Below are 20,636 nucleotides of genomic sequence, written 5' to 3' on the forward strand. Positions count from 1 at the left end.
ATCGATGAAGAAGGACCGTTCGGAACTGCTGCGCCGACGTGTCGCTCTGCGTGGCCGTCCGCCTGCCCCGCAGCCCCTCCCGGCGACCGGCACCACCCGGCCCGACTCCGTCCCGAACCAGGCGGGACATCTGGCCGAGGCGTTCGCCGCGGTGGTGGCCGAGTTCCCGGACCGGGTCGCTGTCCAGGACGGGGAGCGGAGCTGGACGTACCGTCAACTGGACGCTGTCGCCGATCAGTTGGCGATAGTGTTGGGCACGGTCGTGTCGGATCCGGGGCGTCCGGTGGGGATTCTGCTGGAGCGGTCGGCGTGGATGGTGGCGGCGGCACTGGCGGTGGTGCGTACGGGGTCGTCGTATGTCCCCTTGGACCCGGAGACGCCGCGTGCGCGTCTGGAACTGATCGTCGAGGATGCGGAGCCCGCGGCACTGATCACTTCGAGGGCGTTTACCGGGCAAGTGCCCAACGGTGTACCCGCCGTGTACGTGGACGATCCACTGCCCGAGGCCGACACGGCGGGGCCGAGAACCACGATCGACCGGGACACCCGCGCGTACATCATCTTCACCTCCGGTACCACGGGCCGCCCGAAGGGTGTGCAGGTCTCTCACGGCAATGTGCTGAGTCTGCTTGCCGCGTGTGAGGAGGGGTACGACTTCGGCCCCGAGGACGTGTGGACGCTGGTCCACTCCTTCGCCTTCGACTTCTCCGTCTGGGAGATGTGGGGCGCACTGCTGTACGGGAGCCGCCTGGTCGTCGTACCGGCACAGACCGCGATGGACCCGGTGGCGCTGCGGCGGCTGCTCCGCGAGGAACGGATCACCGTCCTCTGCCAGACCCCGGCAGCCTTCCACCAACTGGCTGCCGAGGACACCGGCTTCGCCGACCGGCTGCCGCTGCGCTGGGTGATCTTCGGCGGGGAAGCCCTGCATTTCGCGGATCTGCGGGCGTGGGTGGAGAAGTACGGGGACGACGCACCCCGTCTGGTGAACATGTACGGGATCACGGAGACGACGGTGCATGCCTCTTTCCGCCGGGTGCGGAGTGAGGATCTCCGGGCGGGTGCCTCGCTGATCGGCCACCCCTTGCCGGGTCTCGGATTCCTGCTGGTGGACGACGATCTGTCCGCAGTGGCGGACGGGGAGGTCGGCGAGATCGTGGTGACCGGCCCCGGTGTCAGCCTCGGCTATCTCAAACGCCCCGAGTTGAACCGGGACCGCTTCGTCGAGTTGCCCGAGGGCGGTGGGCGCGGTTACCGCTCCGGCGACCTGGCTCGGCTCACTCCGACCGGGGAGTACGAGTATCGCGGGCGCAAGGACGACCAGGTCAAGATCCGCGGCTTCCGCATCGAACTCGGCGAGATCGAACAGGCGTTACGTGCCCTGCCCTCCCTTGCCGAGGCCGCGGTGGTCGCCCGCGAGCTGCCCGGACGGGGCGACAGCCTGGTGGCGTACGTCGTCCCGGCCGGGGCAGCGAGCCTCTCGGCGGAGTCGCTGTACGAGGCACTCGCCGTGACACTCCCCGGCTACATGGTTCCCCGTGTCTTCGTACGCCTGGACCGGCTGCCGCTCACCCGGAACGGCAAGGCCGACCGCAAGGCCCTCCCCGAACCGGCCGCCGACTCGACCCTCACCTTTCAGGAGACCGGTCGGGAGGAGGAGCCGGCCGACGCGGTGGAGGAGCGTGTCCTGCGGATCGTCACCGATCTGCTGCACCTCGAACGGGCGGATCCGACCGCCGACTTCTTCGACCTGGGAGGCCACTCGCTGCTGGCCACACGGCTGTTGGCCGGGGTACGGGGCGCCTTCGGCGTCGAGGTGCCGCTGCGCGAGTTCCTCGGCGAGCCCACCCCGCGTGCGCTCGCGGCCGTCGTCCGCGAGCGCCTGGCGGAGCCGTCACACCGCGGAAGCCGGGTCGTCGGCATGCTCAAGGCCCCAGAGGCAACGCATCAGCCGGCCACCGACGCCCAGCGGCGGCTCTACTTCCTCTCCCAACTGGAACCGGACAGCCCCGCCTACCATCTGCACACGACACTGCTCCTCGAAGGCGGCCTGGACGCCGGGGCGCTGGAGCGGGCCTTCACCGCCGTCGTAGAGCGGCACACTCCGCTGCGTACCGTCCTCCGAGTGCAGGACGGCGAACTCATCCAGGTCGTCCGGCCCGCGGAACCCTTCCGGCTGCTCCCCGAAGAACTGCCCCAGTACCCGGGAGAGGACTGGCGGCGCAGCGTCGACCGGCTGGCACAGCGGGAGGCCGTCCGGCCGTTCGACCTCGGCAGCGACCCCATGCTCCGGGTACGCCTGGTCCGCGTGGCACCCGCGCTGCACGTCCTCCTGGTCACCGCGCACCACATCGCGACGGACGGCTGGTCCATCGCCGTACTAAGCCGCGAACTCAAGACCTTCTACGCCCACTTCCAGAAGGACCCGCAGGACGCCCGGCTCCCCCTCGCACCGCTCCCGTACACGTACGTGGACTACGCGTACAGCATGCAGTGGTGGCTCAGCGGGCCGGACCGGGAGGCCGACCTCGCGTACTGGGAGCAGCGCCTGGCCGCGCTCCCCACCGTGCACCGGCTGCCGCTCGACTCGCCCCGCCCGGCGCGGACGCACGCGGGGGACACGGTCACCACCCGTCTGACCGGGCCGGTCGCCGACGCGGTACGGCGCACCTGCCGTGAGGAGAACGTCACCCTCTTCACGTTCCTCCAGACGGCCTTCTCTCTCCTGCTGGCCCGCCGCTCCGGCAGCGACGACATCGTGGTCGGCAGCCCCGTGGCCAACCGGCCGACGGCCGAACTCGACGACGTGATCGGCATGTTCGTCAACACCATCGTGCTGCGCACCCGGTTGGACCGCGCCGCCACCTTCCGCGAACTACTGGCCCAGGTACGCGAGCAGACCATCCGGGACCTGGAACGCCAGCACGTCCCACTCGCGCTGCTGCTCAAGCGGCTGAACCCGCCGCACAGCCGGGACCACGCACCGCTCTTCCAGATCATGCTCGTGCTGCAGAACAACGAGGCGGCGGTGCTCGACCTGGACGGACTAGACGTCACCCCGGTGCGCAGCCCCGACCCCGCGGCGCAGGCCGAGCTGATGCTCGACGCGGTCGAGGAGGCCGGGGACCTGACGTTCCGGTGGCGCTACAGCACCGGCCTGTTCCGCCGGGACTCGATCGCCGGCCTGGCGGACGAGTTCGGACGGCTGCTCACCCACCTCAGCGGCACGGCCGAGGCCCGGACGGCGCCCCTGGAGCAGACCGTGCGGCCCTCCGCGCCGGTCTCCGCCGGTCGGACGCCGAAGACCTCCCCTGGCGACCACCCTGCCCTCGTCCGGCTCCGCCAGAACCCGGCGGGCTCACCACCGGTGTTCGCCCTGCCCGGTGTGCTCGGGCTGGGCGAGTCCTTCGCCCAGCTCTCCTCCCACTTCCAGGACCGCTCCTTCTACGCCCTCTCCACCGCCGACCTGGTGCGAGTGCACGACGGCGAGTTGACCGCCGCGGCCCTGGCCGAGGAATGCGCCCGGATCATCGCTGACACCGCTGACGGCGGGCCCCTCCACATCCTCGGCCACTCCTACGGCGGCTCCCTCGGCTTCTACGTCGCCGAGGAACTGCGCGAGCGCGGCGTACCGGTCGCCGGCCTGGTCCTGCTCGACGCGCTGGACCCGGCCGCGCTGGCCAAGGCACTCTCCGGCGGCAACGACGACCAGTTCCTGACGTTCCTCGCCACGCTGGGCGGCCTCTTCCCCGGCCTCGCCCGGCACCGAGACACCGATCTGCGGGCGCTGCTCCGCACGGAGTCCACCGCGTCCGTCCTGAAACGCGTGGAGAGCATCATCGGACCGCCCGCCGTGGAGTTCTTCGAGGGCGGCCTGGAGACGGCGTTCCAGACCTACCGGCGGACGTGCGACCTCAGCTGGCCCGAACCTAGGGCGGCCGACCGTCCCGCGCTCCTCGTCCGGGCCGATGGGGCGGACGGCAGGGCGAGCGCGGACCGCTCGTCGGGCTGGGCACGGCACCTGCCCGGCACCCTGCGTGTGGAACGCATCGACGCGGACCACGAGGGCATGCTGCGCAACCCCCACGCCGGGCGTCTGGCCGAACTGCTGCAGCGGTTCCTCACCGCGCACGACATTCCACACGACATCGAGAAGCCCGGCACGAAGTCCTTACCAGGGAAAGGCGCAACAGCGCGATGACCCCCACCTCCACCCCCACCGCAGCAATGCCTGTCCTCGCGAAGGTGCTGATCGTCGGCGCCGGCATCATGAGCCTCGCCAACTCGCTCACCGTGCCCTTCCTGGCTGTGTTCCTGCGCAAGGAACTCGGGCTGCAGCCGGGGATGATCGGCTTCATCATCGGCTCGTCCGTGTTCTTCTCGATCTTCGCCGGGTTCGTCGGAGGATCGCTCTCCGACCTCCTCGGCCGGACCCGGCTGCTGCTGATCTCCCTCTTGGGCGTGATCGGCTCCTTCATCGGCCTCTACTTCAGCCACGGCGTCCTGGCGGTGTTCGTCTTCAACGCGACGATGGCGTTGAGCAGCAGTTCCTTCGGACCCGTGGGCAAGGCGCTGCTGAGCGACCTGCTCCCGCCGGAACGGCGGGTGAAGACGTTCTCCTACCAGTACATGGCCATCAACATGGGCTTCGCCGTCGGGCCGGTCGTCGGCGCGGCGGTCGGTCTGGCCGGCGGCCGGTCGGCGTTCCTCGTCGGCGCGGCGGGCTACGGCGTCTACCTGGTCGGCCTGGCAGGAATCCTGCTGCTGACGTCCGCGTCGACCGCCGTACCCCGCCGGGCGGTCGACGCGGCGGGGGAGGAGCAACTCTTCGGCAGCGTGCTCAAGGGGCTCGCGGACAGCGCGCGGGTCGTGGCGACCGACCAGCGCCTGCTCTTCCTCATCCTCGCCGGGCTGCTGCTGGAGGCCGTGCACGGCAGGATCTCCTCGCTGCTCGCGCAGCATCTCTCCGACGGCTTCGCCGACGGCACCGTGATCCTTGGGTATGTGCTGACCACCAACGCGGTGACCGTGGTGGCCCTGCAGTTGTTCGTTTCCCGGTTCATGGAGCGGCGCAACCCGGTGACGGCCATCGTCGTCGGCGGTCTGCTGACCGTCGTCGGCATGGCCGGCTTCGCGTTCTCGGAGGAGATCTGGCACTTCGTCGTGGCGATGGTGGTGTTCTCGCTCGGCGAGATCCTCATCTATCCGGCGGAGTTCGCCATCATCGACCGGATCGCGCCGGATGAACGCCGTGGCGCCTACTTCGGTGCGCAGACCTTCGCCCAACTCGGAGTCTTCGTCGGCCCGTTCACCGGCGGTCTGCTGCTCGCGGCCTACGACGGCACCACCATGTTCCTCGGCGTCGGCTGTTTCGCCCTGGCCAGCGTGGTCATCTATCTGCTCGTCGGCCGACGGATACCGGGCCTGGGCACCTCCGGACCGGACCGCCCCGTGGAGCGGCCGAAGGAGGAGCACGCCGATGAAGTGGCGTGAGGGAGGGCTGCGACTGCTGGCACTGCCCGGCCTGCGCGCCCAGCGAAACCGCGGCCGGCTCCGGCTCAGCGGGCTGATCCAGGGCGCCGACATCCGGCGCGACGAACGAGGCGTCCCCTTCGTCTCGGCCGCCCAAGAACCCGACCTCTACTTCGCCGTCGGCTACGCCCAGGCGACTGACAGGCTCTGGCAGATGGACGTGCTGCGGCGCAGAGCCCAGGGACGACTGGCCGAGATCTTCGGCGCCGTCGTGGTCGACGAGGACGTACGGGCCCGGAAGCTGGCGCTCGGTCGGGTCGCCCGCCGCTCCGAGATGCTGCTCTCCACGGAACACCGGGCCAACCTGCTGGCGTTCAGCGACGGCGTCAACGCGGCCGCCCGAAGGATGCGGCTGCGTGGCGGGCTTCCGGTGGAGTTCGTGCTGCTGCGCTACCGCCCCGAGCCCTGGACCCCGCAGGACTCGATCGCCATCATCAAACACCTCGGCTTCGACCTCGGCCGGAACCTCGCCAATGAGGCGTTCCGCGCTCGGCTCGCGCAGGAACGCCCCGAGTACGCGGCGGCTTTCACCACCCCGAAGTATCCGGCCGACGGGCCGGTGACCGTCCGCACGGCCTCCGCGTCTCCGACGGCCTCGGTGGGGGAGCCTCCTGCGGCCGACGCACCCTCCCCGGCCGACCTGCCCCCGCCCTCGCGCGCCTGGTTCGACGCCCTGCTGCGTGGCGAGCGCCCCCTCGGTTCCAACGCGTGGGCCGTCTCCGGCACCCGTACGGCTTCCGGGAACCCCCTGCTGGCCAACGATCCGCACATCGTCCTCACCCAGCCCAGCCTCTGGTACCAGATGGGCCTGCGGCTCGACGACCGGTCGGCCGACGACGAGGAGGAGGTGGCGGACGGCACGACCGGCTATGGGGTCACCGTCCCGGGCCTGCCCGGTCTGATCGCGGGCGCCAACCGCCATCTGGCCTGGGGCATCACCAACTCCACCGTGGACACCCAGGATCTGTGCACGCTGGGGCCGGTCGACGGCTTCGACGAGGCGTGGACCGAGGAGAGCGTGATCACCGTACGAGGTGCTGAGCCCGTACGGGTGCGGGCGGCCGGCGGTGCGCGCCACGTCGAACTGGACCCTCCCGGCTTGAACGGCGAGGACCGGTACGGACTGTTCTGGAGCGGCCTGGAGCCCTCGGTGGAGATCGAGGCGTGCCAGCGGATGTGGCGTGCGCGGGACTACCCGCAACTCCGGGACGCGCTGCGTACGTTCGGGGTGCCGGTGCTCAACGTGGTGGTGGCGTGCCAGGACGGCACCATCGCCCTGAAGACGGCGGGGAACGTCCCCGCACGGGTACCGGACAGCAGCGGAAGCGTCCCGGCCGGACACGCCGAAGTCGCGCGCTCCTGGGAGGACTTCCTCGGCTTCGACGACCTGCCGGAGGTGGTCGACCCGCCCGAGGGATACATCGTCACCGCCAATCACCGACTGCTGCCCCCGGATGCTCCGCTGGACGTGGGGGTCGACTGGCTGCCGCCCTACCGGGCGGAGCGGATCGAGGAGCTGATCACCACGGAGGACGCCGTGACCGCGGCCGCGTGCGCCCAGTGGCAGTCCGACGCCCTGAACGGCAGGGCCCGCCGCGTGCTGTCCACCCTGCTGGACGCGCTGGACAGGGATTCCCCGGAAGTACCGCTCGCCGTGACCTGCCGCCGACTACTGGCGGAGTGGGACGGACACGACCACGGCCACTCGGCGGCGCCCCTGGTGTTCTTCCACCTCATGCAGGTCCTCACGGAGCACTGGATCGGCAGCCGGCTGGGCGAGGAACTGGCCGCCGCCATGCCGGACGTGACGCTCCAAACCGATCACCTGGTGCTCACTCCCGACGCCAGAACGGCACTCGGCGACCGGGAACCGCTGTCGGCCGTGGCGCGACGCGCGCTGACCGAGGCGGCGCGGCGGATCGCGGGGGAACTGGGCGAGGACCCCTCACGATGGCGGTACGACCGGGTGCACCGGATCACCGACCAGCACCCGCTGGGCAGGGCCGTCCCCGCACTCGCCGCGCTCTTCGGCGCACCGTCGACGCCGACCGGTGGCAGTTCCCACTCCGTCGGCCTGACCTCGTCCGACCTGAAGGGCAGGGTGATCGACGGAGCACCATGGAGATTCGTGGCCGAGCCGTCCCCGGCAGGCCCGGGGTTGTGGGACGTCCTTCGCCACGGTGCCTCGGGCAACCCGGCCTCCTCGCACTACGACGACCAGACTTCGGCCCACACCCAGGGGCAGCACTACCGCGTGGATCTCCTGGCCTTTCCGGACGCCTCGCCGAGTCTGCTCCGCCTTCGTGCCCGGTGATCCGACCGACGGCAGCAACCTGGCTGTTCAACCGGTATCTCAGACGGTGCGGTACATGCCGATCGAGGCGGGCGCTGTCGGCGTGAGGCCGAACTTTGCGTACAGGAAGCGGGCTTCACCGTCCGCGATCAGTGAAACGTACGCTCCGTCCGGTGCTCGTTGCTCCAGTTCGTGCATCAGCTCGGCCATGATCCGCTTGCCCGGCCCTCGGCCCTGGTGCTCGAGCGCGACACAGATGTCGACGATCTGGAAGAAGCAGCCGCCGTCGCCGATGATGCGCCCCATCCCCACGGGCTCGTCCTCGCGGAACACGGTCACGCCCCACCACGTGTTCGGCAGCCCGGCCCGAGCGGCCTCAGCTGTCATGGCACTCAGACCCGATGCCGACCGAAGCCGGAGGCAGGTCTCCACGGAGGGCGTCGCAGCATGTATCGAGTAAGGAAATGCGGGCCGCATCTCAAGTGCGGGGGGTGTAGGCCGCCAGGGTGATCTGGGTGATGAAACGGGGGGCGTCCTCAGGTTCCAGCGTTCCGTTGGCCACGTCCGCCACCGTGCCCTTGAGGACGTGGTGGAGGGCGCTCGCCAGCCAGCTCGCGGGGAGGTCGTCGCGGAAGACGCCCTCGGCCTGTCCGCGGGAGATCAGGTCGCGGACGCGCTGCTCCGGCCTGGCGTGCAGGGCATGAATCCGTCCGGGGGGCAGCACTGTCTGCGCGGCCTCGAGAACGGCGCTCGACTGGGCGATCAGCAGCCAGCTCGACCTGATGAGGGTGTCCAGCGCGGTGCGCGGATCACCCGTGAGGTCGAGATCCTCCAGAACCTCGTCGCCTCGCGCGAGCAGGCGCGTCAGTGCCGCCTCGATCAGGTTGTCCCGGGACGGGAAGTGGCCGTACAGGGTGACCCGGCCCACCCCCGCGGCCTGTGCGATCTGGACCACGCTCGCATCGGAGTCGCGGCTGAGGCAGTCGATGGCCGCGTCGAGGATCCTCTCCACGTTCTGCTGTGCATCGGCTCGGCGGGTGGCTCCGGGAACTGAGCGAGACATGCAACTCCGTAAGTTGAACACCAATGTACGGGTTACAGTAGCGCCTAGAACTCGAACACTGGTGTTTGACTTACTGTGAAGGGGGGACCCGCCATGACCGAACCGATGGCTGCCACCAGTCCCATCGCCAGTCCCGATCCACGCCGCTGGAAGATCCTGGGGCTCGTGGGCGTCGCCCAGCTGATGCTGATCCTGGATGTCACCGTCGTCGCCATCGCTCTGCCGCACCTGGGCGCGGACCTCGGTCTGGAACGCGAGGCGCTCACCTGGGTCGTGAGCGGCTACACCCTCGCGTTCGGCGGCCTCCTCCTGCTCGGTGGCCGCGCCGCCGACCTGTTCGGGGCCCGGCGGCTGGTCCTGGTGGCGCTGCTGCTGTTCGCCGGAGCCTCGCTGCTGGCGGGCCTGGCCACCTCCGGCCCCATGCTCCTCGGAGGGCGCGTGGTGCAGGGACTCGCGGCGGCCATGCTCTCCCCGGCCGCCCTGTCGCTGATCGTCACGCTCTTCGACGGTGACGAGCGGAACAAGGCGCTGGGAATCTGGTCGTCGCTGGGCGGGACCGGAGCGGCGCTGGGCGTGCTCCTGGGAGGGCTGCTCACCGCGGGCCCCGGGTGGCCGTGGGTGTTCTTCATCAACGTCCCCGTGGGCGTGGTGGTCTTCGTCGCCCTGCGGACCCAGCTCCCGCCGCAGCCGCGCCCTGCCGTACGGGGTCGGCTCGACGTGGTGGGTGCGGTGCTGGTCACCGCCGCGACCGGCACGCTGACCTACGCCCTGATCCAGGCCGGCGACAAGGGCTGGGCCACGCTGATGACAGCCGGACTTGTCGCCGCCGCGGCGCTCCTCTACGGGGCATTCGTCGTCCGTCAGCGCCGGGCGGCGTCTCCGCTGATGGACGTCAGGCTTCTGATCCGTCGGCCGGTCGCGACGGGAGCGCTGCTGATCCTCGTGGCCACCGCCTTGATGATCATGGTGTTCTTCCTCGGTACGTTCTCCCTGCAGGACCACCGTGGATTCGGAGCGCTCGAAACCGGCCTGCTCTTCCTGCCCGTCGCGCTGGCGACGATGGCCGGGGCGACCGCGGCGGGTGGCGTGATCGGGAGCACCGGACCCCGGATACTGGGGGTGTCCGGTCTCCTTCTCGCCGCCGTCGGCATGCTGGTCCCCGCACTCTGGGACAGCACCCCCGCCCTCGTGATCGGCATCTCGGTGGCCGCCGCCGGCACCGGAGTGCTCTTCGTCGTCGCTTCCGCCACCGCGCTGGGCCAGATCGAACCGCACGAGGCCGGCCTCGCCTCCGGAATCGTGAGCACCTTCCACGAGTTCGGCGCCTCACTCGGCGCCGCCGTCGTCTCCAGCATGGCCGCGGCGAGCATCGCCGGAACCGACGAGGCGGGCTTCTCGCGCGGCTTCACCACCGGCGCCGTCGTGGCCGCCGCAGCAGCGGTCGTGGCCCTGATACTGACGCCGGGTCGCGGCCCCCGCGAGAGCGTTCAGCAGCCGGATTCGGTGTGATGTGACCGGCAGATGATCGTGACGCCCCGCCTGCCGCAGCGTGGCCGGCGGGGCGGGGTACTCACAGCGTGGGTGGGGCGTCCGGTGGCGGAGCCCCTGGAATAGCCTGAGTTGAAGTTCGACTCAGGCGCACGGCGGTCGGCACGTTGCGATGGAAGCCGGGATCGGCAGGTCCAAGGCCAGGTCGTACTTCAAGTCGATGCGGCAGCGCACCGCCTCTTCGCCCGCCCGCCCGCCTGACGGTGGGCCAGGTCCAGGACGCCAGCCAGTTGGGCCGGGGACGGGCCGGGCCGCCTTCTGCATCAGATCGTGATGTGCCGTCATAACCGCCCGGTGAAGACTCCGGACTGCCCCGAGTTGGGTGGAGCCGAGTTGCTTGGTTTCAGGGCTGACGGTTATGGAAGATTTCCAGGTACTCGAAGAGCGCGGTGGACAGCTCCAGCAGCGTCCGCCAGTGTCTGCGGTTGAGGAGTCCGACCTGGACCCGGACCCAGAAGGATTGCGTCATCGCGTCATCGCGTTGTCGTGGGCGTCGCCGACCGATCCGATCGATGTGGCGATGCCGGCGGCGTTCAGATGCTCGACGAGCCGGAAACTCGTTTGATCGGATCCCCTCGCCCGACAGATCGTGCACTTCTTCACCGGGTCGGGCCACACCTTTGCGACACCATCAGACGCGGGGGTACGAGGAATTCGCCCAGCTCCACCCGGCCGATGCGGGGTCCGCCTCCGGACTTCCCGGGACCGCGGACCTGGTGTGACTTCTCCCACCTGCTCTTGCCGGGGCGAGGAACGCTTACCTACGTTCGGTCGCATGTCCTCCCATGGCCGTGCCCTTCCTGGCGAACCGGACGAACCCGCTGAGACGAACATGGCTGCGGCGGACCGACCTGGCGCCCTCCCCACGGTCGACTTCGCCGTGGACCTGAGCTCACACGAACTCCTCCGGCGCGCTCATGTCCTGGACGCTCTCGGCTCCGACTGGGACCCCCTCGCCGCACTGCGCGGCGAGGAAGCGGCGTACGAGCTGCTGTACTCCGGCCTCAGCGCGGATCAGCAGCGGGTGTACGACGAGCTGGTCTCCGCCGGTGTGCTTCCGCGGAGGGGGGACGGCCATGCTGCCGCTTGACCCGCAGGCCGACATCGGGCGTCGCGCCTGGGTGGCCTGCCCGAACTGCGACGACCGTCGCGGGTGCGGCACCTGCGAGCAGGGGCGCACCTGCTCCGAGCACTGGCGCTACCTGCTCTCCAACGTCGGCAGCCTGCTTCACCTGCAGTGCCGGTCGTGCACCCACATCTGGACGCACGAGACCCGTTTCGGTGCCACCCGCTCCCCGTGGGAGCGCATCACCAGCGGTCTGCGACGACAGTGATCGTTCACAACCGCTGACTCGGTGAGCCGGGTGGCCGGTGCCGTCGCGGGGGACGGCCGGTGAGGCCGGACGGCGGATCGGCGCCCGCTTTCGGATGACCTCACCGTCTGTCGTCGGGAACGGCAGGCCGCCCTGGCCGAGGATCGCGGTCGGCGGTCATCCCTGCCTGCCGTTCGTCCGCCCGGAGGCAGCCGTGCACATCCTGATCCTGGCCAGCGCGTTCAACAGCCTCACCCAGCGCGCCCACGCCGAACTGCGCGACCGCGGCCACACCGTGGCGGTCGAACTCGCCCTGCCCGGCAGCCCGTTGCCGGAAGCCGTGCGGCGGCACGAACCGGATCTCATCGTGGCGCCGATGCTGAAGACGGAGATTCCAGAAGAGGTGTGGGCGGCGCACACGTGCCTCGTCGTCCATCCGGGGCCCGTGGGCGACCGAGGACCGTCCTCCCTGGACTGGGCGATTCACGAGGGCGTCGACCAGTGGGGCGTCACGGTCCTGCAGGCCGACGGGGAGATGGACGCCGGTGACGTGTGGGCCTCCGTCGAGTGTCGGATCCCTCAGGTGCCCAAGAGCGAGCTGTACCGGGGTGAGATCGCCGACGCCGCGATCGAGGCCGTCATGCTCGCGGTGGAGCGCTTCGCCGGGGGAACCCACGTACCGCGCAAGCAGGACGCGACGGGTGCCCGTACGCGCTCGCGTCCCTACCTCGACCAGAGCGTCCGCCGAATCGACTGGGCCGAGGACTCCACGCGGATCGTCCTGCGCAAGCTGAGGGCGGCGGACTCGCAGCCCGGTGTGCTGGACGTGCTGCTCGGCGGTGAGTGGTATCTGCACGGCGGTCATCCCGAGACCGTGTTGCGGGGCCGCCCGGGCGAGCTGCTGGCCACCCGGGCCGGGGCGGTCTGCCGGGCCACCAGGGACGGTGCCGTGTGGATCCCCGAACTGCGGCCCCGGCGCGGGCCCGGGCAGCCGCCCACATTCAAACTGCCCGCCGTGCGGGCCCTGGGCGACCGGCTGCCGCCGCTGCCCGAGCATGCTCCGCCCCTGTTGCCCGAGGCGCGGCACCGTACCTGGACGGACATCCGTTACCGGGAGGACGGGAACGTGGGCTTCCTCTGGTTCGCCTTCCCCGGTGGCGCCATGAGTACGGAGCAGTGCCGACGTCTGCTGGACGCCTATCGAGAAGCATGCGCGCGGCCCACGTCGATGCTGGTGCTGGGCGGCGAACGGGACTTCTTCTCCAACGGGATCCACCTCAACGTCATCGAGGCCGCCGAAGACCCCGGCGCCGAGTCCTGGGCGAACATCAACGCCATCGACGATCTGGTCGAGGCGGTCCTGACGACGACGGACCGGCTGGTGGTCTCGGCGGTCGCGGGCAACGCCGCGGCGGGCGGAGTGATGCTCGCCCTGGCGGCCGATGAGGTCTGGTGCCGCTCCGGCGCCGTACTCAACCCGCACTACCGTCTGATGGGCCTGTACGGCTCCGAGTACTGGACCCACACCCTGCCGCGCAGGGTGGGGCCCGCGACCGCCGAACGACTCATGTGTGAGGCCCTCCCGGTGAGCTCGGCGAGCGCACTGCGCCTCGGGCTCGTCGACCGGGTGGTCGACTGCGATCCTGATGGGTTCGCGCGGGAGATCGGTGGCCTGGCGGCGCGCCTGGCGTCACTTCCGGCGACGGCGTCACGGATCACCGCGAAGAAGACGGAGCTGGACCGGCTGGAGAGCGCGACCCCGCTGGCCGGCTTCCGTGAGCGGGAGCTGGCCCGGATGCGCCGGACCTTCGACGACCCGGACGCCCCGTACCACGCCCTGCGCCGTTCCTTCGTCCACAAGGAGCGGTCGGCGTGCACCCCGCCGCACCTCGGTCCGTCCGCGGTTGCGCAATCCGGTCCGACCCCCTCTGCCGTGGATGTCACCGGAACGGCCCTCGAAGGTGTCTCGTCACGGCCGAACGGCTGATACGAAGAAGAACGACGGCCGAAATACAGGCTTTCATCCCTTACCTCCCCAGGAGGCGGTCCCATGACTGAGGCGACGACGAAGACAGTCGGCGCTGCGCCCGCCGACGAGACACCCACGATCCACATTCTCTGGATCAACGCGGGGCTGAGCTGCGACGGCGACTCGGTCGCGTTGACGGCGGCCATGCAGCCCAGCATCGAGGAGATCGTGCTCGGTGCGCTGCCGGGTCTTCCCAAGATCGCCGTCCATTGGCCGCTCATCGACTTCGAGTGCGGTCCGGTCGGCGGCGCGGACACGTTCATCGAGTGGTTCTTCAAGGGGGAGCGGGGCGAGATCGATCCGTTCGTGCTGGTCGTCGAGGGCTCCATTCCCAATGAGGCGATCAAGCCCGAGGGCTACTGGTGCGGCTTCGGCGACAACCCGGAGACCGGCCAGCCGATCACCACCAGCGAGTGGATCGACCGGCTCGCCCCGAAGGCACTGGCGGTCGTCGCCATCGGCACCTGCGCCACCTATGGCGGCATCCACGCGATGGCGGGCAACCCGACCGGCGCCATGGGCGTGCCGGACTACCTAGGCTGGGACTGGAAGTCCCACGCCGGCATCCCCATCGTGTGCGTCCCGGGCTGTCCGATCCAGCCCGACAACTTCTCCGAGACGCTCACCTATCTGCTCTACCAGGCGGCCGGCTCCGCCCCGATGATCCCGTTGGACGACAAGCTGCGTCCCACCTGGCTGTTCGGGGCCACCGTGCATGAGGGCTGCGACCGCGCGGGCTACTACGAACAGGGCCAGTTCGCGCTGTCGTACGACTCGCCGACGTGCCTGGTCAAGCTCGGCTGCTGGGGCCCGGTCGTCAAGTGCAACGTGCCCAAGCGCGGCTGGATGAACGGGATCGGCGGCTGCCCCAACGTCGGCGGCATCTGCATCGCCTGCACCATGCCCGGGTTCCCCGACAAGTTCATGCCGTTCATGGACGAGCCTCCCGGCGCCAAGCTGTCCAGCAACGCCAGCGGAGCGTACGGCGCCGTGGTCCGCAGGTTGCGGTCGATCACGGCCAGGACGGTGGACAAGGAGCCCAGGTGGCGCCGCGCCGGAGACAAGATCACCACCGGCTACCGACCCCCGTGGTGAGCATCCGCCGCGAGCAACACGAGTAATCCGCTCCCCGCTTCGTGCACCCCCCACATCAACCTCCCGCGCAACGAAGGGCACGGCACACAGATGGCACCGAAGACGAAGGCGGCCGGCGACGGCAGCGGCCTGGTGGAGATGGCCTGGGACCCGATCACCCGGATCGTGGGCTCCCTGGGCATCCACACGAAGATCGACTTCAAGCAGAAGCGGGTCGCGGAGTGCTACAGCACGTCGTCGGTCTTCCGCGGCTACAGCGTCTTCATGCGCGGCAAGGACCCCCGCGACGCCCACTTCATCACCAGCCGGATCTGCGGCATCTGCGGGGACAACCACGCCACCTGCTCGGTGTACGCGCAGAACATGGCGTACGGCGTGAAGCCCCCGCACCTCGCCGAGTGGATCATCAACCTCGGCGAGTCCGCGGAGTACATGTTCGACCACAACATCTTCCAGGAGAACCTGGTAGGGGTCGACTACTGCGAGAAGATGGTCAAGGAGACCAACCCCGGTGTCCTCGAACTCGCCGAGCGCACCGAGGCCCCCCACGCGGCCGAGCACGGCTACCGCACGATCGCCGACATCATGCGCTCGCTGAACCCCCTCGAAGGGGAGTTCTACCGCGAGGCCCTCCAGGTCAGCCGCTACACGCGGGAGATGTTCTGCCTGATGGAGGGCCGCCATGTGCACCCCTCCACGCTCTACCCGGGCGGTGTCGGCACCATCGCCTCCGTACAGCTCTTCACGGACTACCTCAGCCGCCTGATGCGCTACGTGGAGTTCATGAAGCGCGTCGTGCCCCTGCACGACGACCTGTTCGACTTCTTCTACGAGGCGCTGCCCGGGTACGAGGAAGTCGGCCGCCGACGGGTCCTGCTCGGCTGCTGGGGTGCGCTCAACGACCCCGAGTACTGCGACTTCACCTACGCCAACATGAGCGACTGGGGCCGACGGATGTTCGTCACGCCCGGTGTCATCGTCGACGGCAAGCTGGTCACCAACGACCTCACCGACATCAACCTCGGTATCCGCATCCTGCTGGGCAGCTCCTACTACGAGGACTGGCAGGGCCAGGAGCAGTTCGTCACCCACGACCCGCTCGGCAACCCGGTCGACCCGCGCCACCCGTGGAACCAGCACACCATCCCCGCCCCGCAGAAGCGGAACTTCGACGACAAGTACAGCTGGGTCATGTCCCCGCGCTGGTTCGACGGCAAGGACCACCTCGCCCTGGACACCGGCGGCGGCCCCATCGCCCGCCTGTGGTCCACCGCCCTGTCCGGGCTCGTCGACATCGGGTACGTCAAGGCCACCGGCCACAGCGTGGTCATCAACCTGCCCCGCACCATGACCAAGCCGGAGACCACCTTCGAGTGGAAGATCCCGCAGTGGTCCAACGCGCTGGAGCGCAACCGCGCCCGCACCTACTTCCAGGCGTACGCCGCCGCCGTCGCCCTGCACTGCGCCGAGAAGGGCCTCGCGGAGGTCCGCGCCGGACGCACCCAGACCTGGGAGAAGTTCGAGGTCCCGGACGAGGGGCTCGGCGTCGGCTTCACCGAGGCGGTCCGCGGTGTCCTTTCCCACCACATGGTGATCCGCGACGGCAAGATCGCCAACTACCACCCGTACCCGCCCACCCCCTGGAACGCCAGCACCAGAGACAGCTTCGGCACGCCCGGCCCGTACGAGGACGCCGTGCAGAACACGCCCATCTTCGAGGAGAACACCCCGGAGAACTTCAAGGGCATCGACATCATGCGCGCCGTCCGCAGCTTCGACCCCTGTCTGCCCTGTGGCGTCCACATGTACGTCGGCGGCGGCAAGACCGTGAAGTCGATGCACGTGCCCACCGGCCTGAGCGGACTGGGCGGATGAGCGCGCCCACGGCGACGGCGCCGGTGAACGCGGAGCAGACCGGACGCCGGGTCGAGGAGGTGCTGGAGCGGCTGACCGCGAGCGGCGACCCGGCCGCCGTCGCGGCGGCGGAGGAACTCGTCCGCTCCCTCATGGACTTCTACGGTGCTGGCCTGGCCCGCATCCTCCACCTGCTGTCCTCCGCTCCCGGCGAAGCATCGGCGGGACTGCTCGGTGACGAACTGGTCGCGAGCCTGCTCGTTCTGCACGAGCTGCACCCCGAGGACCGCGACACCCGTATCGCCCGCGCCCTCGATGTCGTACGGGAACACGCCCTGGACGTCGTGGACTTCGACGAGGAGAGCGGCACGCTGACGCTGCGGGCCAGGGAGGCCGGTGGTGGTGGCTGCGGTTGCGGCTCCGGCTCGGGCGAGGGCGTCCGCGAGGCAGCGGAGGCGGCACTCGCCTGCTTCGCGCCGGAGGTCAGGGCGGTCGACGTACAGACCGCGCCGGCCGGGCCCACACTCCTCCAGATCAGCACGGCACCGACGGGGGCCCGATGACGGCGTCCCCGGTGACGCGCACGCCCGGACTGCGGAGGTTCCTCGCCGAGAGGCCTCCGCAGCCCGAACGGTGCGAGCTGTGCGCTGTCACAGTGGAGGCGGGCCACCGCCATCTCGTCGACATCGAGAAGCGCGCCCTCGTCTGCGCCTGCACCCCCTGCGCGCTGCTGATGGCACAGCCGGGCGCCGCCGCGGGCCGCTTCCGCACGGTCCCGGCCCGCTACCTCACCGACCCCGGACACCGCCTCGACGAGAGCGCGTGGGACGCGCTGCAGATCCCCGTCGGGGTCGCCTTCCTCTTCCGCAACGCGGCGCTCGACCGGCTCGTCGCCCTCTACCCGAGCCCGGCCGGAGCCACCGAGAGCGAACTCGAACCGGCCACCTGGACGGACGTCCTCGGCGGCAGCCCCCTCGCCGAACTGCTCGAACCCGACGTGGAGGCGCTGCTGCTGCGCCGCACCGACGGCCGCTTCGAGTGCCACCTCGTACCGATCGACATCTGCTACGAACTCGTCGGCCGCATGCGCCTGTTGTGGCAGGGCTTCGACGGCGGGGCCGAGGCCCGCGCCGCGCTGGACGCGTTCTTCGCAGACGTCGCGCGACGCGCCAGGCCCGTGGACGAGGCGGGACATTCGTCGAAGGAGGCGGTACGGCCGTGACCGCGTTCTCCTTCGCCTGCATCGGTGTCCGCGCCGACCGGTACGCCGCCGGACCGACCCTCGTCTTCCGGCTGCGCGTCACCGCCGCCGACAACGCCCACGTGCACGCCCTCGCGCTGCGCTGCCAGATCCGTATCGAACCCGCCCGCCGCGGCTACGGGCCCGCCGAGGCCGACGGTCTCGCGGACCTCTTCGGAGAGCGCTCACGCTGGGGCAGCACGCTCCAGCCGGTGCAGTTCGCCCAGGTCTCGGTCATGGTCCCGAGCTTCACCGGAGAGATCGAGACCGACCTCGTCGTGCCCTGCACCTACGACATGGAGATCGCCGCCACCCGCTACCTCACCGCCCTCACCGACGGCGAGGTTCCGCTGCTGATGCTCTTCTCCGGTACGGCGTTCACGGGGGCAGGCGGCTTCCAGGTCGAGCCGGTGCCATGGGACCGGGAGGCGGCCTTCCGGATGCCGGTCAGCACCTGGCGGGAGATGGTCGAGCAGCACTTCCCCGGCTGCGGCTGGATCCGGCTGCCCCGCGACACCATGGTCGCCCTCCTCGCCTACCGCTCCCGGCACGCCCTGCCCTCCTGGGAGGCGACCCTCAAGCACCTGCTCGACGCCGGCGGCGCCGCCGATCCGCCCCGGAGCGACCCGTTCCGTGCGCTCACCGCCACCACCGGAAGGACCGATCCGTGACCGTGACCGCGTTCGCCCCCGCTACGGAGGAGCGGTTCGCCCTCGCCCGGCAGGTGGCCGACGCCGTCCTCTTCGAGGGCTATGTGCTCTACCCGTACCGCGCCTCGGCGGCCAAGAACCGGCTGCGCTGGCAGTTCGGGGTACTGGTGCCGCCAGGCTGGGGCGCCGAGTGCGAGGAGCACGACTTCCAGCACACCGAGTGCCTGATGGAACCGAAGGCGGGCGCGACCCTCTCGGTCGAGGTGCGCTTCCTGCACGCCCGACGGCGCACGGTGCAGCGGGCTCGCCCGGACGGCGGCTACGACACGGTCCCCGAACTCCGCCTCGACGACCGGGTGCTGGTGCCCTGGGACGAGGGCGGCGAGGAGCGTGTCGAGGTGGTCGCGTCGGTGGACGAACTCCTCGGCGACGGCGTCACCCACCCCTTCCGGCTCCCCGCCCGGGAGGACACCGCACCGGTCCTGGACGCGGCGGGCCGGACCGTCGGCCGACTGGTCCGGCGGCGCGAGGAGATCAGCGGGACGGTCCGGCTGTCCGCCCGCGAGCTCGACGGTCCCTACCGGGCCATGCGGCTGACCGCCGTCGTCGAGAACACCAGCGACTGGACACCCCCCGAGGGACACGCCGCCGACCGGGACGCGGCGCTGCCGCACTCCCTGGTGGCCACCCACCTCCTCATGGCCCTCAGCGCCGGATCGTTCCTTTCGATGACCGATCCCCCCGAGTGGGCGAAGGGCGCGGTCGCCGCCTGCCGCAACCTGCACACCTGGCCCGTACTCGCAGGCGAACCCGGCCGCGCCGACCTCGTGCTGTCCTCGCCGATCATCCTGGAGGACCATCCGGCCATCGCGCCGGAGAGCCCCGGCGCGCTCTACGACGCCACCGAGATCGACGAGATCCTCGCGCTGCGCACCGCGGCCCTCACCGACGAGGAGAAACGCGAGGCCCGGGGCACCGACGAGCGGGCGGCCGCCGTGATCGAGCTGGCGGACACGATGCCGGCCGAGGTCCTGGAGCGCCTGCACGGAGCGGTGCGGAGTCTGCGCGAGGTCACCGGCCCCGGCCCCACCGCCCCGGCCCTCGCCGCCCCGGATCTCGGCTTCCCCGACGAGTTCGGCGTGCAGCGTCCGGACACCCCCTGGTGGGACCCCGCGAGCGACGCGGGCTTCGACCCGACGCGGGACCGCGTGGTCGTGGACGGCCGGTCGGTGGGCAAGGGCAGCCGCGTCGAGCTGCACCCGGGCCTGCGGCGCACCGACGCGCAGGACATCTTCCTGCGGGGCCGCACCGCGAAGGTCGAGGCGGTGCTGCACGACGTCGACGGCGGTGTGCACCTGGCGGTCACGGTCGAGGGCGACCCGGGCGCCGACATCCGCCGCGAACAGGGACGGTTCCTGTACTTCCAGCCCGACGAGATCACACCGCTGGAGGACCGGGAGGACGACGTATGAACCTTCCCCCACCGGCCGGCCCAAGGACCCTCGTGGCGGGCATCGGCAACATCTTCCTCGGCGACGACGGCTTCGGCGTGGAGATTGCGCGCCGACTGGCCGAACGGCAACTGCCGCAGCACGTCGAGGTGGTGGACATCGGCGTACGGGGCGTCCATCTCGCCTACCAGGTCCTGGACGGCTACGACACCCTCGTCCTGGTGGACGCCACGGCGCGCGGCGAGGCCCCCGGCACGCTGTACGTGATCGAGCACGACGGCCCCGGCTGCGACACCGGCGCCGTTCCCGCGATCGACGGTCACCGGATGACCCCCGACGTCGTACTGGCGCTGCTGGGCACCCTCTGCGCCGGCACCGGCGGACAACCGCCGCGGCGCGTCCTGATCGTCGGCTGCGAACCGGCCTCCGTCGAGGAGGGCATCGGTCTCAGTCCGCCGGTGTCCGACGCCGTTCCGCAGGCCGTCCGGCTGATCGAAGAGCTGCTGCGGGGCGGCGTGCCGTCCGTGGCGCAGGCCTCAACCGCTGAGGCTTCGACGTGAGGAGAGAT

The 20,636-nt window shown here is 70.4% G+C and carries 17 protein-coding genes; 14 read left to right on the forward strand and 3 right to left on the reverse strand.

What is annotated here, in order from left to right:
- Positions 1-4 precede the first annotated feature (4 nt).
- From OG787_RS51280 to OG787_RS51290, 3 genes are read left to right on the forward strand one after another with little or no spacing between them, the layout of a single operon-like run.
- Positions 5-4,201 carry an amino acid adenylation domain-containing protein gene (locus OG787_RS51280; protein WP_405540335.1) on the forward strand — a complete coding sequence of 1,399 codons (4,197 nt, stop codon included), beginning with the start codon at positions 5-7 and terminating at the stop codon, positions 4,199-4,201.
- Positions 4,198-5,493 (forward strand): MDR family MFS transporter, encoded by a 1,296-nt coding sequence (locus OG787_RS51285; protein ID WP_369032817.1) that lies wholly within the window; start codon positions 4,198-4,200, stop codon positions 5,491-5,493. Before OG787_RS51280 ends, OG787_RS51285 begins: the two co-directional genes overlap by 4 nt.
- Positions 5,480-7,846: a penicillin acylase family protein gene (locus OG787_RS51290; RefSeq protein ID WP_369032816.1), complete on the forward strand. Its 2,367-nt coding sequence runs from the start codon at positions 5,480-5,482 to the stop codon at positions 7,844-7,846. Before OG787_RS51285 ends, OG787_RS51290 begins: the two co-directional genes overlap by 14 nt.
- A gap of 39 nt (positions 7,847-7,885) precedes the next feature.
- Here the strand turns inward: OG787_RS51290 and OG787_RS51295 are convergent, their stop codons facing one another.
- Both OG787_RS51295 and OG787_RS51300 read right to left on the reverse strand, forming a co-directional pair.
- Positions 7,886-8,302: a GNAT family N-acetyltransferase gene (locus OG787_RS51295; RefSeq protein WP_369032815.1), complete on the reverse strand. Its 417-nt coding sequence runs from the start codon at positions 8,300-8,302 to the stop codon at positions 7,886-7,888.
- Position 8,303: 1 nt separating this feature from the next.
- Complete coding sequence (locus tag OG787_RS51300) at positions 8,304-8,888, reverse strand: TetR/AcrR family transcriptional regulator (RefSeq protein WP_405540337.1); 585 nt, start codon at positions 8,886-8,888, stop codon at positions 8,304-8,306.
- 93 nt (positions 8,889-8,981) lie between these two features.
- Between OG787_RS51300 and OG787_RS51305 the strand changes: the two genes are divergently transcribed.
- The gene (locus OG787_RS51305) at positions 8,982-10,397 is read left to right on the forward strand and encodes an MFS transporter (protein ID WP_369032813.1); all 1,416 of its coding nucleotides are present in this window, start codon (positions 8,982-8,984) and stop codon (positions 10,395-10,397) included.
- 382 nt (positions 10,398-10,779) lie between these two features.
- Here OG787_RS51305 and OG787_RS51310 read toward each other — a convergent pair whose 3' ends face one another.
- Positions 10,780-10,905 carry a hypothetical protein gene (locus OG787_RS51310; RefSeq protein WP_405540339.1) on the reverse strand — a complete coding sequence of 42 codons (126 nt, stop codon included), beginning with the start codon at positions 10,903-10,905 and terminating at the stop codon, positions 10,780-10,782.
- Positions 10,906-11,211: 306 nt separating this feature from the next.
- Between OG787_RS51310 and OG787_RS51315 the strand changes: the two genes are divergently transcribed.
- The 10 genes from OG787_RS51315 to OG787_RS51360 all read left to right on the forward strand — a co-directional run bounded on the left by OG787_RS51315 (position 11,212) and on the right by OG787_RS51360 (position 20,628).
- Entirely contained in the window at positions 11,212-11,526 is a 315-nt protein-coding gene (locus OG787_RS51315) for a DUF6400 family protein (protein ID WP_405540340.1), read from the forward strand.
- The gene (locus tag OG787_RS51320; RefSeq protein ID WP_318323164.1) at positions 11,513-11,770 is read left to right on the forward strand and encodes a hypothetical protein; all 258 of its coding nucleotides are present in this window, start codon (positions 11,513-11,515) and stop codon (positions 11,768-11,770) included. Before OG787_RS51315 ends, OG787_RS51320 begins: the two co-directional genes overlap by 14 nt.
- A gap of 193 nt (positions 11,771-11,963) precedes the next feature.
- Entirely contained in the window at positions 11,964-13,736 is a 1,773-nt protein-coding gene (locus tag OG787_RS51325; RefSeq protein ID WP_369032857.1) for an enoyl-CoA hydratase-related protein, read from the forward strand.
- Between the two features lie 63 nt (positions 13,737-13,799).
- Positions 13,800-14,873 carry a hydrogenase expression protein HypE gene (locus tag OG787_RS51330; protein ID WP_369032810.1) on the forward strand — a complete coding sequence of 358 codons (1,074 nt, stop codon included), beginning with the start codon at positions 13,800-13,802 and terminating at the stop codon, positions 14,871-14,873.
- Positions 14,874-14,963: 90 nt separating this feature from the next.
- On the forward strand, positions 14,964-16,748 hold the full coding sequence (locus OG787_RS51335) for a nickel-dependent hydrogenase large subunit (RefSeq protein ID WP_369032809.1): 1,785 nt from the start codon (positions 14,964-14,966) through the stop codon (positions 16,746-16,748).
- Positions 16,745-17,290, forward strand: a complete 546-nt coding sequence (locus OG787_RS51340) for a hypothetical protein (RefSeq protein WP_369032808.1) — start codon at positions 16,745-16,747, stop codon at positions 17,288-17,290. Before OG787_RS51335 ends, OG787_RS51340 begins: the two co-directional genes overlap by 4 nt.
- Entirely contained in the window at positions 17,287-17,949 is a 663-nt protein-coding gene (locus OG787_RS51345) for a DUF5947 family protein (protein WP_405540342.1), read from the forward strand. The genes OG787_RS51340 and OG787_RS51345 overlap by 4 nt, the downstream gene beginning before the upstream one ends.
- Complete coding sequence (locus OG787_RS51350) at positions 17,946-18,638, forward strand: DUF6084 family protein (protein WP_405540343.1); 693 nt, start codon at positions 17,946-17,948, stop codon at positions 18,636-18,638. Before OG787_RS51345 ends, OG787_RS51350 begins: the two co-directional genes overlap by 4 nt.
- Complete coding sequence (locus OG787_RS51355; protein ID WP_405540344.1) at positions 18,635-20,089, forward strand: hypothetical protein; 1,455 nt, start codon at positions 18,635-18,637, stop codon at positions 20,087-20,089. Before OG787_RS51350 ends, OG787_RS51355 begins: the two co-directional genes overlap by 4 nt.
- Positions 20,086-20,628, forward strand: coding sequence for a hydrogenase maturation protease (locus tag OG787_RS51360; protein ID WP_405540345.1), 543 nt, complete (start codon positions 20,086-20,088; stop codon positions 20,626-20,628). Before OG787_RS51355 ends, OG787_RS51360 begins: the two co-directional genes overlap by 4 nt.
- Positions 20,629-20,636 lie beyond the last annotated feature (8 nt).

It is taken from the genome of Streptomyces sp. NBC_00075 (genome assembly GCF_045041225.1).
In the GTDB taxonomy this organism is placed as follows: domain Bacteria; phylum Actinomycetota; class Actinomycetes; order Streptomycetales; family Streptomycetaceae; genus Streptomyces; species Streptomyces adonidis.

Bases quoted from the DNA above. Each gene is read 5' to 3' on its own strand.
- OG787_RS51295 (WP_369032815.1), bottom strand. From the start codon at position 8,302: ATGCGGCCCGCATTTCCTTACTCGATACATGCTGCGACGCCCTCCGTG.
- OG787_RS51300 (WP_405540337.1), bottom strand. From the start codon at position 8,888: ATGTCTCGCTCAGTTCCCGGAGCCACCCGCCGAGCCGATGCACAGCAG.
- OG787_RS51330 (WP_369032810.1), top strand. From the start codon at position 13,800: ATGACTGAGGCGACGACGAAGACAGTCGGCGCTGCGCCCGCCGACGAG.
- OG787_RS51310 (WP_405540339.1), bottom strand. From the start codon at position 10,905: ATGACGCAATCCTTCTGGGTCCGGGTCCAGGTCGGACTCCTCAACCGC.
- OG787_RS51345 (WP_405540342.1), top strand. From the start codon at position 17,287: ATGACGGCGTCCCCGGTGACGCGCACGCCCGGACTGCGGAGGTTCCTC.
- OG787_RS51340 (WP_369032808.1), top strand. From the start codon at position 16,745: ATGAGCGCGCCCACGGCGACGGCGCCGGTGAACGCGGAGCAGACCGGA.
- OG787_RS51290 (WP_369032816.1), top strand. From the start codon at position 5,480: ATGAAGTGGCGTGAGGGAGGGCTGCGACTGCTGGCACTGCCCGGCCTG.
- OG787_RS51285 (WP_369032817.1), top strand. From the start codon at position 4,198: ATGACCCCCACCTCCACCCCCACCGCAGCAATGCCTGTCCTCGCGAAG.
- OG787_RS51335 (WP_369032809.1), top strand. From the start codon at position 14,964: ATGGCACCGAAGACGAAGGCGGCCGGCGACGGCAGCGGCCTGGTGGAG.
- OG787_RS51280 (WP_405540335.1), top strand. From the start codon at position 5: ATGAAGAAGGACCGTTCGGAACTGCTGCGCCGACGTGTCGCTCTGCGT.
- OG787_RS51315 (WP_405540340.1), top strand. From the start codon at position 11,212: ATGTCCTCCCATGGCCGTGCCCTTCCTGGCGAACCGGACGAACCCGCT.
- OG787_RS51320 (WP_318323164.1), top strand. From the start codon at position 11,513: ATGCTGCCGCTTGACCCGCAGGCCGACATCGGGCGTCGCGCCTGGGTG.
- OG787_RS51360 (WP_405540345.1), top strand. From the start codon at position 20,086: ATGAACCTTCCCCCACCGGCCGGCCCAAGGACCCTCGTGGCGGGCATC.
- OG787_RS51305 (WP_369032813.1), top strand. From the start codon at position 8,982: ATGACCGAACCGATGGCTGCCACCAGTCCCATCGCCAGTCCCGATCCA.